The 12740-nt window shown below is 34.6% G+C and carries 12 protein-coding genes; 11 read left to right on the top strand and 1 reads right to left on the bottom strand.

The annotated features are described in order from the left end of the window. Nucleotides 1-4: 4 nt before the first annotated feature. The 9 genes from MHI39_RS24395 (at nucleotide 5) to MHI39_RS24355 (ending at nucleotide 8562) form a co-directional block, all read left to right on the top strand. Nucleotides 5-1414, top strand: a complete 1410-nt coding sequence (locus MHI39_RS24395) for a VWA domain-containing protein (RefSeq protein ID WP_280618863.1) — start codon at nucleotides 5-7, stop codon at nucleotides 1412-1414. A 46-nt stretch (nucleotides 1415-1460) separates the two neighbouring features. Further along, nucleotides 1461-2903 (top strand): hypothetical protein, encoded by a 1443-nt coding sequence (locus MHI39_RS24390; protein ID WP_280618839.1) that lies wholly within the window; start codon nucleotides 1461-1463, stop codon nucleotides 2901-2903. A gap of 90 nt (nucleotides 2904-2993) precedes the next feature. Beyond that, complete coding sequence (locus MHI39_RS24385; protein WP_280618838.1) at nucleotides 2994-3809, top strand: hypothetical protein; 816 nt, start codon at nucleotides 2994-2996, stop codon at nucleotides 3807-3809. Nucleotides 3810-3822: 13 nt separating this feature from the next. Beyond that, on the top strand, nucleotides 3823-4539 hold the full coding sequence (locus MHI39_RS24380; RefSeq protein WP_058006692.1) for a hypothetical protein: 717 nt from the start codon (nucleotides 3823-3825) through the stop codon (nucleotides 4537-4539). A gap of 27 nt (nucleotides 4540-4566) precedes the next feature. After that, a complete protein-coding gene (locus tag MHI39_RS24375; RefSeq protein ID WP_078110113.1) occupies nucleotides 4567-4962 on the top strand; it encodes a TadE family protein in 396 nt (131 codons plus the stop codon). Continuing rightward, a complete protein-coding gene (locus MHI39_RS24370; protein WP_278892239.1) occupies nucleotides 4962-5678 on the top strand; it encodes a hypothetical protein in 717 nt (238 codons plus the stop codon). The genes MHI39_RS24375 and MHI39_RS24370 overlap by 1 nt, the downstream gene beginning before the upstream one ends. Before the next feature lie 436 nt (nucleotides 5679-6114). After that, a complete protein-coding gene (locus MHI39_RS24365; RefSeq protein ID WP_251340508.1) occupies nucleotides 6115-6303 on the top strand; it encodes a hypothetical protein in 189 nt (62 codons plus the stop codon). Nucleotides 6304-6415: 112 nt separating this feature from the next. Continuing rightward, the gene (locus MHI39_RS24360) at nucleotides 6416-7840 is read left to right on the top strand and encodes a VWA domain-containing protein (RefSeq protein ID WP_259548365.1); all 1425 of its coding nucleotides are present in this window, start codon (nucleotides 6416-6418) and stop codon (nucleotides 7838-7840) included. Nucleotides 7841-8088: 248 nt separating this feature from the next. After that, a complete protein-coding gene (locus tag MHI39_RS24355; RefSeq protein WP_259548364.1) occupies nucleotides 8089-8562 on the top strand; it encodes a hypothetical protein in 474 nt (157 codons plus the stop codon). A gap of 361 nt (nucleotides 8563-8923) precedes the next feature. Here MHI39_RS24355 and MHI39_RS24350 read toward each other — a convergent pair whose 3' ends face one another. After that, nucleotides 8924-10381: an amino acid permease gene (locus tag MHI39_RS24350; protein ID WP_058006759.1), complete on the bottom strand. Its 1458-nt coding sequence runs from the start codon at nucleotides 10379-10381 to the stop codon at nucleotides 8924-8926. Nucleotides 10382-10687: 306 nt separating this feature from the next. Between MHI39_RS24350 and MHI39_RS24345 the strand changes: the two genes are divergently transcribed. Beyond that, the gene (locus MHI39_RS24345; protein ID WP_058006758.1) at nucleotides 10688-11239 is read left to right on the top strand and encodes a cysteine hydrolase family protein; all 552 of its coding nucleotides are present in this window, start codon (nucleotides 10688-10690) and stop codon (nucleotides 11237-11239) included. A gap of 24 nt (nucleotides 11240-11263) precedes the next feature. Further along, on the top strand, nucleotides 11264-12730 hold the full coding sequence (locus MHI39_RS24340; protein WP_058006757.1) for a nicotinate phosphoribosyltransferase: 1467 nt from the start codon (nucleotides 11264-11266) through the stop codon (nucleotides 12728-12730). Nucleotides 12731-12740: the final 10 nt, after the last annotated feature.

The following is a 12740-nucleotide window of genomic DNA, read 5'->3' as shown; positions in this document are numbered from 1 at the left end:
TTTGGTGCAAAGGAAAGTTCAATACAGAAAACTCACTCTACTAATATTACTAATAATCGTTCTAGTATTGGCTGGTTGTAGTGAAAAAAATGTAGATAATAGTAGCAAAGATCATCACGAGAAAAAACAACCTAAAAATGAACAAAGTATAGAAAGTAGCGGGAACGTAAGTAAACAAGAAACTACAACGAAAATATTCGACAACTTGCCAGAACTTCCTACAACTGCGGAGGATTTAATTACACAATCCCCAGGAAAGTTTGCGGACCAAGAAATATTGTCTGACGAAATTGCATCAAAAGTAAAGGAGGAAATTAAGGATTTACCTCCTTTAAACGAAAATCCTAGTGAAGAAGAGTTAAATGAGTATATGAAATATATTTATTCACTTGTTGCTACGGATTTTCAGGACCCCAATGATCTGCTTAATAAATGGGAATTTTCTATGTCAGGAAATCCTGATTTACCTGAATCACGTTTTCAGTTTAAAGACAATTATAATATTGAAATTATTTTAGATTCAAGTGGTAGTATGGCTAATACAATTAATGGAAAAACCATGATGGAATTAGCCAAAGAATCTATCAATAATTTTCTATCAAGTTTGCCTAAAGAAGCAAATATATCACTTAGGGTATACGGACATAAAGGTTCTGGAGCGGATTCTGATAAAGCATTATCATGTTCAAGTATAGAACAAGTTTATGGTTTTGGTCCGTATAAACAAACTGAGTTCAATCAATCATTGAATAAGTTTAAACCTAGTGGCTGGACACCTATCGCGAAAGCATTAGAAGAATCTAAGCAGTCATTAGCTAAATTCGATGCTAAAACAAATACAAATCTTATTTATTTAGTAAGTGATGGGGTTGAAACATGTGATGGAGATCCTGTAAAGGTTGCAAAATCATTTGCCTCATCTAATGTTGCACCTATTATTAATGTCATTGGATTCAATGTAGATTCGGAAGCCCAGAAGCAACTAAAGCAAGTTGCAGAAAGTGCAAATGGAATCTATACCACTGTTACTAGTGGTGATCAATTGAAAAAGGAATTTCAACGTGCAGAAGAGGTTCTTAAAAATTGGGAGAGATGGAAAAAGGATTCAATAAGAAGTGCGGAGGCTCTTCGAGTGGATAATAGTTTTGATATTTTAGAACTTACTAATGACTGGGGATATAGAGCAACTAGGCAAAATTTGAATATTGGTTATATGCTATCAATTCTAAGAGATGAAGGTAAGATTACATTTAAGCAAGAAGATCAACTGAAAAAGATCAGAAAAAATATTAAAGAACTAGTGATTCAAACAAAAAAGGAAATGGAGGGGAATTTAAAGGAAATTAATATTAAAGAAATAGAAGATCTCAAGAAAAAGATCAATGAAAAATATAATACTAATACTCAACAATAATCAGGCAGCGGTGGTGATTGAATCATAAGTGAAATGAGTGGTACAGGTGAAAAAATTTATTGGTAGAATACTAGTTTTTTTTGCTTTAATTCTCGTACTTCTTCAAGCATTTTCTGTCCCGATCATTGCAGCAGTAGCGAAGCCTTGGACAGGAACACCATGGACAGGGAACTCCTGGAGTAGTGAAGGTTGGAGCGCAGATGGTTGGTCAGGAAATTCATGGGAAGGTTCATCCTGGTCCATTCCTCCTTTCTCAGGTAATCCGTGGGACGGAAACGGATGGAATAGTAGTGATTGGGACGGATCTTCATGGAGTAGCACCCCATGGTATCTTAATCCATGGATGAATAACGGTTGGAACTCCACAGGTAATCCAAATGGAAACGGCTGGGGAGGTAATGGTTGGAACTCCACAGGCAATCCGAACGGAAACGGCTGGGGAAATAATGGCTGGAACTCCACAGGCAATCCAAATGGAAACGGTTGGGGAAATAATGGTTGGAACTCCACAGGTAATCCAAATGGAAACGGCTGGGGAAATAATGGTTGGAACTCTACAGGTAATTCCAACGGAAATGCGTGGAACTCTTCAAGTAACCCAAATGGGAATGGATGGAATGGACAGGGTGGAAATGGTAGCCCTTGGAATAACCCCAATTACGCTTATGACCCAATGAATCCATTGGGACCTAATTTTCCATCATATTTTCCTCCATCGGGTAGTAGTGCCGGTGGTGGAGGCGGAAGTGGTGGTTTTGGCGACCCAAACTCCATATTAGATATAGATTTACCGTATGGATATGAAGTTGCAAAATACGTTGGTAATGATATTATCGGCGGTCAAATAGGAATGATTGGTGACTTCATGGAAAACCCTAATCAATTTCCTGCAGGATCGGCCGGAAGCTTTTATACTAATTTAGTGTTAAATGGTGTAAAAGTAGGGATGGGGGATAAGACCCCATGGTATATTAATGGTGCCTCTGAAGCTGTGGATGCTTATTCAAAAGTTAAGGATGGTGCCGAGGCATCTCTAAAATTGTTTAATAGGTGGGGTCCAACGGGTACTGTAAGTGGTACTACAGCGCGAGGTGCTATTACAGGATTAAATGTGGGCGCAGTTTCTAAGTTTAACGTAGTTACTTCTGCTATCGGTGCAGGTTACGGAGCTTTCGAAACGGGCTTTAAAGGTGCAAAAGCAATAGACGTATTAAAGAGCAATGCTGATTCATCGAAAAAGGTATCCGCTGTTGCAGATGCAACGGCTAGCTTAGGTGAAACTATGATGAATGCAGGAGTCGTTCTAGAATATATTCCAGGTACTCAAGTTGCAGGAACAGTATTGATTGCAGGTGGTGCAGTGATTTGGGGAGCATCTAAATTAACTAAACTAGCTGCAGACAATTGGGATAAGATTGTGAAGGTAAAAGATAAGGCTAAGAATGCAATTAGTAAAGGATGGAAGAAAGTAAAAGGTTGGTTCAGTTAAAAATAGGGGCTGTCAACATATAAAGGGGATAGAATGCCAATAGACAGCCCCTTTAAAGAATGAGTAAATTTATTAAATAGGTGATTATAAATGATGGAAGTCGAAAAGTTAATAAATGAAGTAAAAAAGCATAAAAAAATGTTTGAAAACTATGCACTAAATCCTTTTGGTTATGAAATTAATGAAAATAAATATTATTTTGTTACATATAAAAGGAAAGAAAAGGAAACTGGTTATGCTGTTATCTCATTAGACAGTCCTTTAAAGGATGAATATATGGAAGCATTGCAAAAATTACTTTTATTTTCAGGTGTGTCGCGCAATATTTTTATAGAAATTGGTCCAAGAGCAAGTGTAGGTCCTGAATTTTTTACCAATATTATTAATGCAGTAGAAGATTATTTAAAGCAAGGAGGAGATAAAGAAAATAAAATTTTAATAGAAGGTTTAAATCTATTCAATAAAATGCGAGAAACACAAATCAAAACAATCCAATTATATAAAGAGTACGAAAATTATTATGATAATGGAGTTTTAAAAAGAAATATTATAACTGATAACGATATAGACTATACACTAACAATGGTACATCAGTTTGATATGCTATTATTTACCCTTAATTATTTATCTAATAACCATATCGATGCTTTAGAGAGATTTAAAAATGAGATTTATTCAAAAAATATAGATAGAACGATTGATAAAGAAAGTAAAAAGTTTTTACAAGGATTATTAGCGGAAAAAGAAAATATAGCAAAAGGATCACAGAATTTTATATTAGAGGAAAAAATAAAAGACCTGCCGTTAGAAGAACAATTAACAAAAAAGAAAATAGAGGTTCAAAAAAGTGCTGCGGAATTTCAAGAAAAGGTAATGAAGAATTTAAGGCACCCGTTAAATATATAAGATGAGGGATATTATGGAGAAGCCATTTAAATATGCGATAGCATTATTTACAAGTAAGTATGAAAAAATTCTATTATTAATTGCAATTATCCAAATTCCATTGTTAGTTTTCCATTTGTTTCTTACTAATTTTATTTATGCAGTTACACCTTTTAATGGAACAATTCATTCAGCAGGAGATACCTACTATGGATTTTTAACCTTATTACTTTATTTATATGCTCAAATTCCATTCATTAAGTTAACATATAATGACTACATGGGACATGAGAAGCCTCTGAAAAATGCCATATATACTTTTTTAGTGCAAGGCTTTAATATTTTTATATTTGCTATAGTATTGTCTTTTTTGACAACAATCGGTTTTATGCTTTATATATTGCCAGGATTAATTCTCTTTTCAATATTTATACCAGCCCCTATTATTGCTGTGATTGATAATAAATCTGTTTGGAAATCATTGAAAGAAACAATTACTATTTATAAAAAACATTGGCTGAAACTATTACTCTATATTTTGGTGTTTGGGTTATTTGAATTAGCCATTGGAATCGTTCTTAATCAATTGATATTGGGTATAACGACTTCGTATGCTGCATTAGTCATTTCACAAATCTTTTTAAATACTTTATTCTATCCTTTTTTTATCGTTTTACTTACTTCCAGCACCATTAAGTGGAGAGAAAATTTAAATATGCTTAATGTGGAAGATCATAGTACAGCATTGTAAGAAGTTTAAATAAAGGAGAGCTTTGCTATGAGGTTAATGAAGAAAATACTAAAAAAAGAAGACGGGTCAGCGACCATTGAATTTCTAGGAATGATCCCATTTGTTTTGATTCTTGTTGCAATTATTTGGCAGTTTGGAGTTACTATACATGCCGTTGTCGTAGCAAAGTCAGCCGCTAATGAGGCTGCAAAAGTTTATTCACTTACACAGGATACAAATGAAGCATCAGATGCTGCTAAGAAAATTGTAGATATGAATGGAGATAACATTAGCTTTCAGGATACTTCAATACCTCCAGGAAAGAAATTCAAAGCTACTGTCAATGTAAAAATAAACTATATATTTCTTCCTAAAAAGCTCTTTGGTGGAAGAACACCATCATATTCCTTTTCCTCATCTGCAAGTGGGAGGACGATTGATTAATGAACAAATTTAATAAAATCATAAAAAATGAAGAAGGAAGTATGACTCTACTCTGGATTGGTGTATTAGGAGGGATGATGGTTTTATTTTTATTCGTTCTTAATTTATCAAAGGTCCTTGCAGTGAAGGAGCAGGCAAACACAACCTCACAACAAGCAAGCTTCGCTGCTACTTCAGTTATTTATGATAATCTTAGTCCATCCATAAGTAGTTATGATAATTACATCTTAAGTCTGAATCTTGATCCTCTACCAAAATTACTTTCTGAAAAAATAGCTGAAATGGAGTCAAGTATCCGTAGTAATCCTAGATATAGAGATTATAGTAATAATGAAATCAGTTTAGAAGCAATGGATCGTGCTTTAACAAGCGAATTGAGTGGTGGCTTTGAACCTGAACTTCTAAAGAATTTGCTAGAAAATGCACTACAAGGCGCTGTTCCAACAATGATAAGTGTGGCTAGAGACACCATTGCTGAAAATAAGGGGAATATAGATGAAGCGAAAATTAGATTAAAGGATAATCGGATTTATATAAGAGCCTCTAACGACTTTAATGCTACAGCTTATGATAAATATATCAAGGGGTTTCGAAAAAAACTATTCCAAGAATCAGCTGGACCAGAAATAGGTTTTCTATCCAGTCTGTCACTAGGTATTTCTGATAATTGGATCCCTCTGGGGGATGAAGAGATTACATGGGAAGAGAATGATTAATAGATTTTGGGAGATTTCTTCACCAAAGGACTGAGTATAAAAATTTTTTTAGAAATAATGAAGTTTCCTCTTGTTTCTATAAGTGGTTCTTTTCTTATGGAGTTTCCAGCTCTTTTCACAGAGAAATGAAAGGTGCAATGGTCTTCAGGCGCTAGTTTGTTTGAGAAAAAAGCCTTTCTTATTTAATGATATTTTAAAATGGTATTAGGGAATCTAGAGTTAAATGGTGAATGAAGTATTAATATTTTTTATAACGACCGTGATTCTTACCTTTCCTATACTATAGTTTTAAATAAAAGGACTAAAGAATTGTGCGGTATATTAGTACAGTTCTTTTTTTATATTTATATACTAATGATGAAACAGAACATAACGATAAACCGTAAAAGAAAGATATAGCAAAGAGTTATTCAATTAACATAGGGAGATGGGATAATTGTCAAAACAGGAGAGGAAATGGAGAAGGATTTATTTCTGGTTAATGATTTTTATCTATTGTATTTATGGACCAGTTGAAATTCTAGAGTATGTATTAGATGATGGGAATTTCCCGTTAAGTTTTATCTTTGTAGGACTTGCAATACCATTTATACGGAAAAACCATTTAACCAAGCTTTCAGAATAAATAACTAAATTTAATCAACATGTGGGGAAGGAACTGTTTGAGCTCTTTTCTAGTTTCTCCCTAATAGCTGTAATATAAAAAGATTTATAGTTTTTGGAAAGTAGGAGAGGATATGCAATTACTAAAACGTTTATTTATATGTATAGGATGTGCTCTATTATTATTAATAGTAGGTTGCTCATCAGAAACGGAGACATCCATTAAAAAGGTAAAGACCTCGAATATTAAAACTGTAGATAGAGAGCCAAAGGAATCAGAGTTAATTAAAGAAATTGAAGATATTACTATACCAAATACGATTGAGGAATGGAAAAAGATAAAACCTGGAAAGCTTTCGGTAAATTTTGATTATAATCATGAAACCTCTGCATGGCCAGCTTCGGTCGATGAGGTAAAAGAGGGATTCATCACAGAAATGGAGAAAGTGCTACAGGAGTCAAAAGATGAAGATCTAGTATTTAAATCACTTATCTATTTATTAGGCAGTAATATAAACCAACAATTATTAGAAGAACAAATTACGTATAAAGCTAATTTTGATCTTCCCTATCTCCCTGAACCCGAAGAAGAAACGGTAAAAGAGCAAAAGAAAGGTACGCCATCAAAAGCTATTATCTTGCTAGATGCGAGCTCCAGTATGATTCTCAAAGTAGATGGTGAACAAAAAATGCAAATTGCCAAGACAGCTGTACGAAGATTTGCGAAAACGATTGGTGCGAAAAGTAATGTATCCTTATATGTATATGGACATGCGGGTACACAAGAGGATAAGGATAAAAAAATTTCTTGTTCTACCATTGATGAGATTTATCCAATGGATAAGTATGAAGAAAAGTCATTTTCTGAAGCAGTAGATCATGTACAAGCGAAAGGATGGACACCACTTGCCAATGCAATCAAGAAAGTTCGTGAAGATACTCAGGGTTCATCTGAAGCTATTATTGTATATATCGTCAGTGATGGTGCGGAGACATGTGGAGGAGATCCTGTTCAAGAAGCGCAGAAATTTGCCAAAGATTCTACACATAAGGTAAATATTATTGGTTTTAATGTTGATAAAAAATCGGAGGATCAATTAAAAGCAGTAGCAGAGGCTGGTAATGGAGAATACTTAAAAGCTGACAATCCTGATGAGCTTAACCAAGGTATTTCAAATAAATGGGTTCCACCTGGCTTCTTAGATATACTAGGAAAACAATGGTCTTCACCGAAAGTGGGCACCGCATCATGGGGACCATTAAATCATGTACAAATGAAATTTTATAGCATCGATTCGGGAATGTTTGTTGAGCAAATTAGATTTGATAGTGCCATTACATTATTGGCAAATGAGAAAATGATATCAGAAGAACAAAAGCTAAGGCTAAAGGAAAAGCTCAAAAACTATGAAAAACAGCTAAAAAATTTGAATAAACAGTTACTTGAACAAAAAGAAAAGGAAATTAATGAAGATGCAGATAGAATTGACCAACAAATTAATGATTGGGTAAAACGGATGGAGGAATTAAAAAGGCAACAAGAGAAAAGTAACAATTAGGTGTCATACAAACAAAGATATTTTTTCTATGTTCTTTTAAAGAAATAGGGATAAGGAACTATTCGGTATAGAACTGGATAGTTCTTTTTTATCGTTTTAAAGAAAAAGGAAACATTCCAATAATTGACCAGGTATAATCATAAATGGAAATATTTGTGTTTAATTAAATTGATTTAAGTGGGTGAGTTCATACTCCAAACAAAAAGAATCTAGCCCGAAAACGAACATGAAGCAGGAGGGAAATAAAAATGGAAAATCATTCAATAAAATTTTACAGTCATCGAGTAAAAACAGGAATAATAGGGATCTTATGTTTTGTTATGATATACATCCTTTATACTAAATTGCTGGCTGATCCGTTTGGGCTAACATCCATAGCGATAAGTGCATGCTGGGCAATGCTTGTAATTTTGTTTATTTTAGGTGTAGTTTTTTTATTAAAAACCTTTGATCCTAGACCTATAATAGAGATTATGTCTGAAGGTTTAACCATTAGAACTTTTCTTTTCTTTGAGGACTTTGTCCCTTGGGAAGAGGTAGTCGGTGCCAATCAAGAAAATTATACGAATCGAGTAGTAAGTATGCATGGATATGCAAGAGTGACTACAACTTTCTTAAGAATCTATAGACCAAAAGGACGTTCATTAGCAATCAATCTTTCTTTGCTAAATAAGCGTGGGACTGAATTTCATCAGGCCCTGTCTAAATATTTGGCTGCTTAAAGACTGATAGGGGAGTAGAGTATGAGTGATGCACAACTATTAAAAAAACATAATCGATTAGTAATGAAAATTCAAAAGTTAGAGAATGATCGTTTTTTATTATCTAATTGTTAAATAAGCAAATCTCTGTCAAGCATAATGAGACGATGCAGAATATAGAATATACGCAAAGAGAGTAGAAAGTGGTATATTCTCGGGAATTGTTTTAGGTGATTATAGAGAATTATAAGTTCTTATACCAAAGCTAATAGGTTATAAAAGGAACACATTTCTGATTTCTGTGAGTGATATTTACTATATCAAAGTTTAATATAATCAAAAGAGCCAATGCTTTTTTTAAAAAGGACATTGGCTCTTTGTTTTATTTAAATTCATCCACATCAATTTTGCATTCCTGCAGAGGAACCACTTTTGTCTTTTTAATCAATTTATAACCTAACCACATTACAATAAATAATGGAATTCCTAGATAAGCGGCAATGAGATCCATCCAATCAATTTTATCAGCGAGAAATGCTTGATAGTCTTGAGCTAGGATGACAATTAGTCCAACTAAAAAGGCGAAGATAGGACCAAATGGATAAAGCTTTGCTCGATAAGGCAGCTCCTCTAGTGAATGTCCCTGTGCTAGAAATGCTTTACGAAAACGATAATGACTTCCAGCGATTCCTAACCAAAAGATGAAGCCTGTAATCCCAGCTGCATTTAATAGCCACATATAGATAGCTCCGTCTCCAAATGCAGAGGCAAGGAAGGCAAGCATCCCTACTAAAGTAGTTGCAACGAGTGCAGCAACAGGAACTCCGCGTTTATTTAATTTGCCGAACAGCTTTGGTGCTTGTCCTTCCTTAGCCATGGCATATAGGATTCTTGTCGATGCATAAAGGCTTGAGTTACCGGCTGATAATACAGCAGTTAAAATGACAGCATTCATTAAAGAGGCAGCAAAGGCTAATCCGGCCTTTTTGAATACTAAAGTGAACGGACTAACCATAATATCATCACTTTGTAATGTTTCAGTTGTATAAGGAATAATTAAACCAATAACAATAATGGCTAAAACATAAAATAAAAGTATTCTCCAAAATACGCTTTTAATTGCTTTAGGTACATTCTTTCTTGGATCTTCGCTCTCTCCAGCAGCTACACCTACGATTTCCGTCCCTTGGAAGGAGAATCCTGCAGTGAGAAATACACCTAAGACAGCTAAAAATCCACCATGAAAAGGGGCATCGCCGATTGTGAAATTTTTAAAACCGACTGCTTCACCTTTCATAATTCCAAAAATCATTAGAAAGCCGACGATGATAAAAATGATAATCGTAGCAACTTTAATGAAGGAAAACCAGTATTCCCCTTCACCATAACCTTTAACGGAAAGAATATTAATACCAAATATGATGATAATAAACAATCCACTCCATAACCAGGAAGGACTGTCAGGAAACCAGAATTTCATTACTAATGTTGATGCAGTCAGCTCGGTTGCAAGGGTAATTGCCCAGCTATACCAATAGTTCCAACCTAAGGCAAACCCGAGTGCAGGATCGATAAACCGAGTAGCATACGTACTAAATGCTCCGCTTGTAGGCATGAATGAAGCAAGCTCACCAAGGCTTGTCATAATAAAATACACCATAACACCGATAATAAGATAGGCGAGTAATGCTCCACCGGGCCCTGCTTGATAAATGGCTGAACCGCTTCCTAGAAATAATCCAGTACCAATGGAACCTCCGAGTGAAATCATCATTAAGTGTCGTGCTTTTAAACTGCGTTGCAATCCTCCATTATTGATGGTGTTAGTTTGTTTCCCCATCTATAGGTCCCCTCAATTCTTTTAAATATACGATCTATTTAAAGTGAATAATTATTAGTATGATTTCATATAAATACTATTTAACAATATCATAAATGGTATGACTTGAAAATGGAAAGCTGTATTTTTTACCATTTCTATGAATAATATTACAAATTATATACTTTTTTAGAATAGTAAAAAAATTCTTTTTATTACTATATTATATCTTTGCTAATTTTTCAATAGGAATCGGAGAGGATTTTTCCCTATTTTATGAATTTGTTGTACAATAGTGACGAGATTGTCTATAGGGGGAGTAGGCTGATGAAAAAGGCTCTAATTAATATCGATTATACATATGATTTTGTTGCAGATGCAGGGAAATTAACCTGTGGAAAACCAGGTCAGGATATTGAAGGTGCGATTGTACAGTTAACCAGTGAGTTTATTCAATCAGGTGATTTTGTTGTTTTTGCCATTGATTGTCATCAAGAGGGAGATACACTTCATCCAGAGACAAAATTATTTCCACCGCATAATATAAAAGGAACTGCTGGTCGAAATTTATTTGGAGCCTTACAGAAAGTGTACGAACAACATAAATATGATGGAAATGTACATTATATGGATAAGACACGATATAGTGCGTTTGCAGGTACTAATTTAGATATTCAGCTTAGAGAACGAGGAATCGAGGAACTTCATCTTTGTGGGGTTTGTACAGATATTTGTGTGCTACATACAGCGGTAGATGCCTATAATAAAGGTTTTAAAATCGTTGTTCACAAGAATGCAGTGGCTAGCTTTAATGATGCAGGGCATCGTTGGGCATTAGAGCATTTTGAAAATACATTAGGGGCAAAAGTTCTTTCTTAGGGGCGGCAAAAGGAGTGCGTTTTAATGGTAAAACTATATAGTGATGATAGTTTCGGGCTTCATACGGATTTGTATCAAATTAATATGGCAAAGACGTATTGGGACGATGGAATACATGAACGTAAAGTAGTATTTGAAGTATTTTTTAGGAAGTTGCCGTTTGAAAATGGCTATGCTGTTTTTGCTGGTTTAGAGCGAATGGTTGAATATTTACGAGATTTTCATTTTTCAGAGACTGATATTCAGTATTTACGTGAAGAATTGCACTATGATGAAGAATTTTTACAATATTTAAGTCAGATGCGATTTACTGGTACTATTCGTGCTATGCGAGAAGGTGAGCTTGTTTTTGAAAATGAACCGATGATTCATGTGGAAGCACCTTTGGCACAAGCACAAATTATTGAAACAGCTATACTTAACATTGTGAATTACCAAACATTAATTGCGACAAAGGCAGCTAGAATTAAAAATGTAGTTGGAGAAGAAACCGTACTAGAATTTGGTACAAGAAGAGCACATGAGATGGATGCAGCGATATGGGGAACAAGAGCTGCCTATATAGGTGGATTTGATGCAACGAGTAATGTAAGAGCAGGTAAAAGATTTGGTATTCCTGTATCTGGTACTCATGCACATGCAATGGTACAAGCATACAGAGATGATTATACCGCTTTTCATAAATATGCAGAGAGTCATCGTGATTGTGTCTTCTTAGTCGATACATATGATACATTAAAATCAGGTGTACCGGCTGCAATTAAAGTAGCAAAGGAGCTAGGGAATAAAATAAATTTCATTGGTATCCGTTTGGACAGTGGTGATATGGCCTTTCTATCCAAAGCTGCAAGAAAAATGCTAGATAAAGCAGGCTTCACCAAGGCGAAGATTGTGGCATCCAGCGATTTGGATGAATATACAATTCTCCATATGAAATCCCAAGGAGCGAAAATTGATATATGGGGTGTTGGTACGAAGCTCATTACTGCATATGATCAACCGGCATTAGGTGCCGTATATAAAATGGTTTCTATTGAGGATGAAAATGGAATTATGCAGGATACGATAAAAATTTCCAGTAATGCTCAAAAGGTAACAACACCAGGTTTGAAAAAGGTTTATCGAATTATTAATACAAACACTTATAAATCAGAAGGTGACTATATTGCATTACAGGATGAGGATGTTCAAGCGCAAGAAAAGCTGAAGATGTTCCATCCTGTTCATACTTATATTAGTAAAACAGTAACTGATTTTGAAGCAAGGGACTTACATCACGATATTTTTGTCAATGGAGAATTTGTTTATAAATTGCCGGAACTAAAAGAAATTCAAGGGTATACAAAAGAGAGCTTAGGCTTGCTTTGGGAAGAATATAAACGTTCTTTAAATCCTCACGAATATCCAGTGGATTTGAGTCAAAAGTGCTGGGAGAATAAAATAAAAAATATTGAAGAAGTACGTGAAAAAGTATCCAATTTAAAGCAATAGATAGATTCAA

Origin of the sequence: Heyndrickxia sp. FSL K6-6286 (genome assembly GCF_038630395.1) — a bacterium.
GTDB classification, from domain to species: Bacteria; Bacillota; Bacilli; order Bacillales; family Bacillaceae_C; genus Heyndrickxia; species Heyndrickxia oleronia.
This window is presented reverse-complemented; position numbering and strand designations above follow the sequence as displayed.

Coding starts and splice junctions, on each gene's coding strand:
- MHI39_RS24385 (WP_280618838.1), top strand. CDS start 2,994: ATGATGGAAGTCGAAAAGTTAATAAATGAAGTAAAAAAGCATAAAAAA.
- MHI39_RS24380 (WP_058006692.1), top strand. CDS start 3,823: ATGGAGAAGCCATTTAAATATGCGATAGCATTATTTACAAGTAAGTAT.
- MHI39_RS24375 (WP_078110113.1), top strand. CDS start 4,567: ATGAGGTTAATGAAGAAAATACTAAAAAAAGAAGACGGGTCAGCGACC.
- MHI39_RS24370 (WP_278892239.1), top strand. CDS start 4,962: ATGAACAAATTTAATAAAATCATAAAAAATGAAGAAGGAAGTATGACT.
- MHI39_RS24360 (WP_259548365.1), top strand. CDS start 6,416: ATGCAATTACTAAAACGTTTATTTATATGTATAGGATGTGCTCTATTA.
- MHI39_RS24355 (WP_259548364.1), top strand. CDS start 8,089: ATGGAAAATCATTCAATAAAATTTTACAGTCATCGAGTAAAAACAGGA.
- MHI39_RS24350 (WP_058006759.1), bottom strand. CDS start 10,381: ATGGGGAAACAAACTAACACCATCAATAATGGAGGATTGCAACGCAGT.
- MHI39_RS24345 (WP_058006758.1), top strand. CDS start 10,688: ATGAAAAAGGCTCTAATTAATATCGATTATACATATGATTTTGTTGCA.
- MHI39_RS24340 (WP_058006757.1), top strand. CDS start 11,264: ATGGTAAAACTATATAGTGATGATAGTTTCGGGCTTCATACGGATTTG.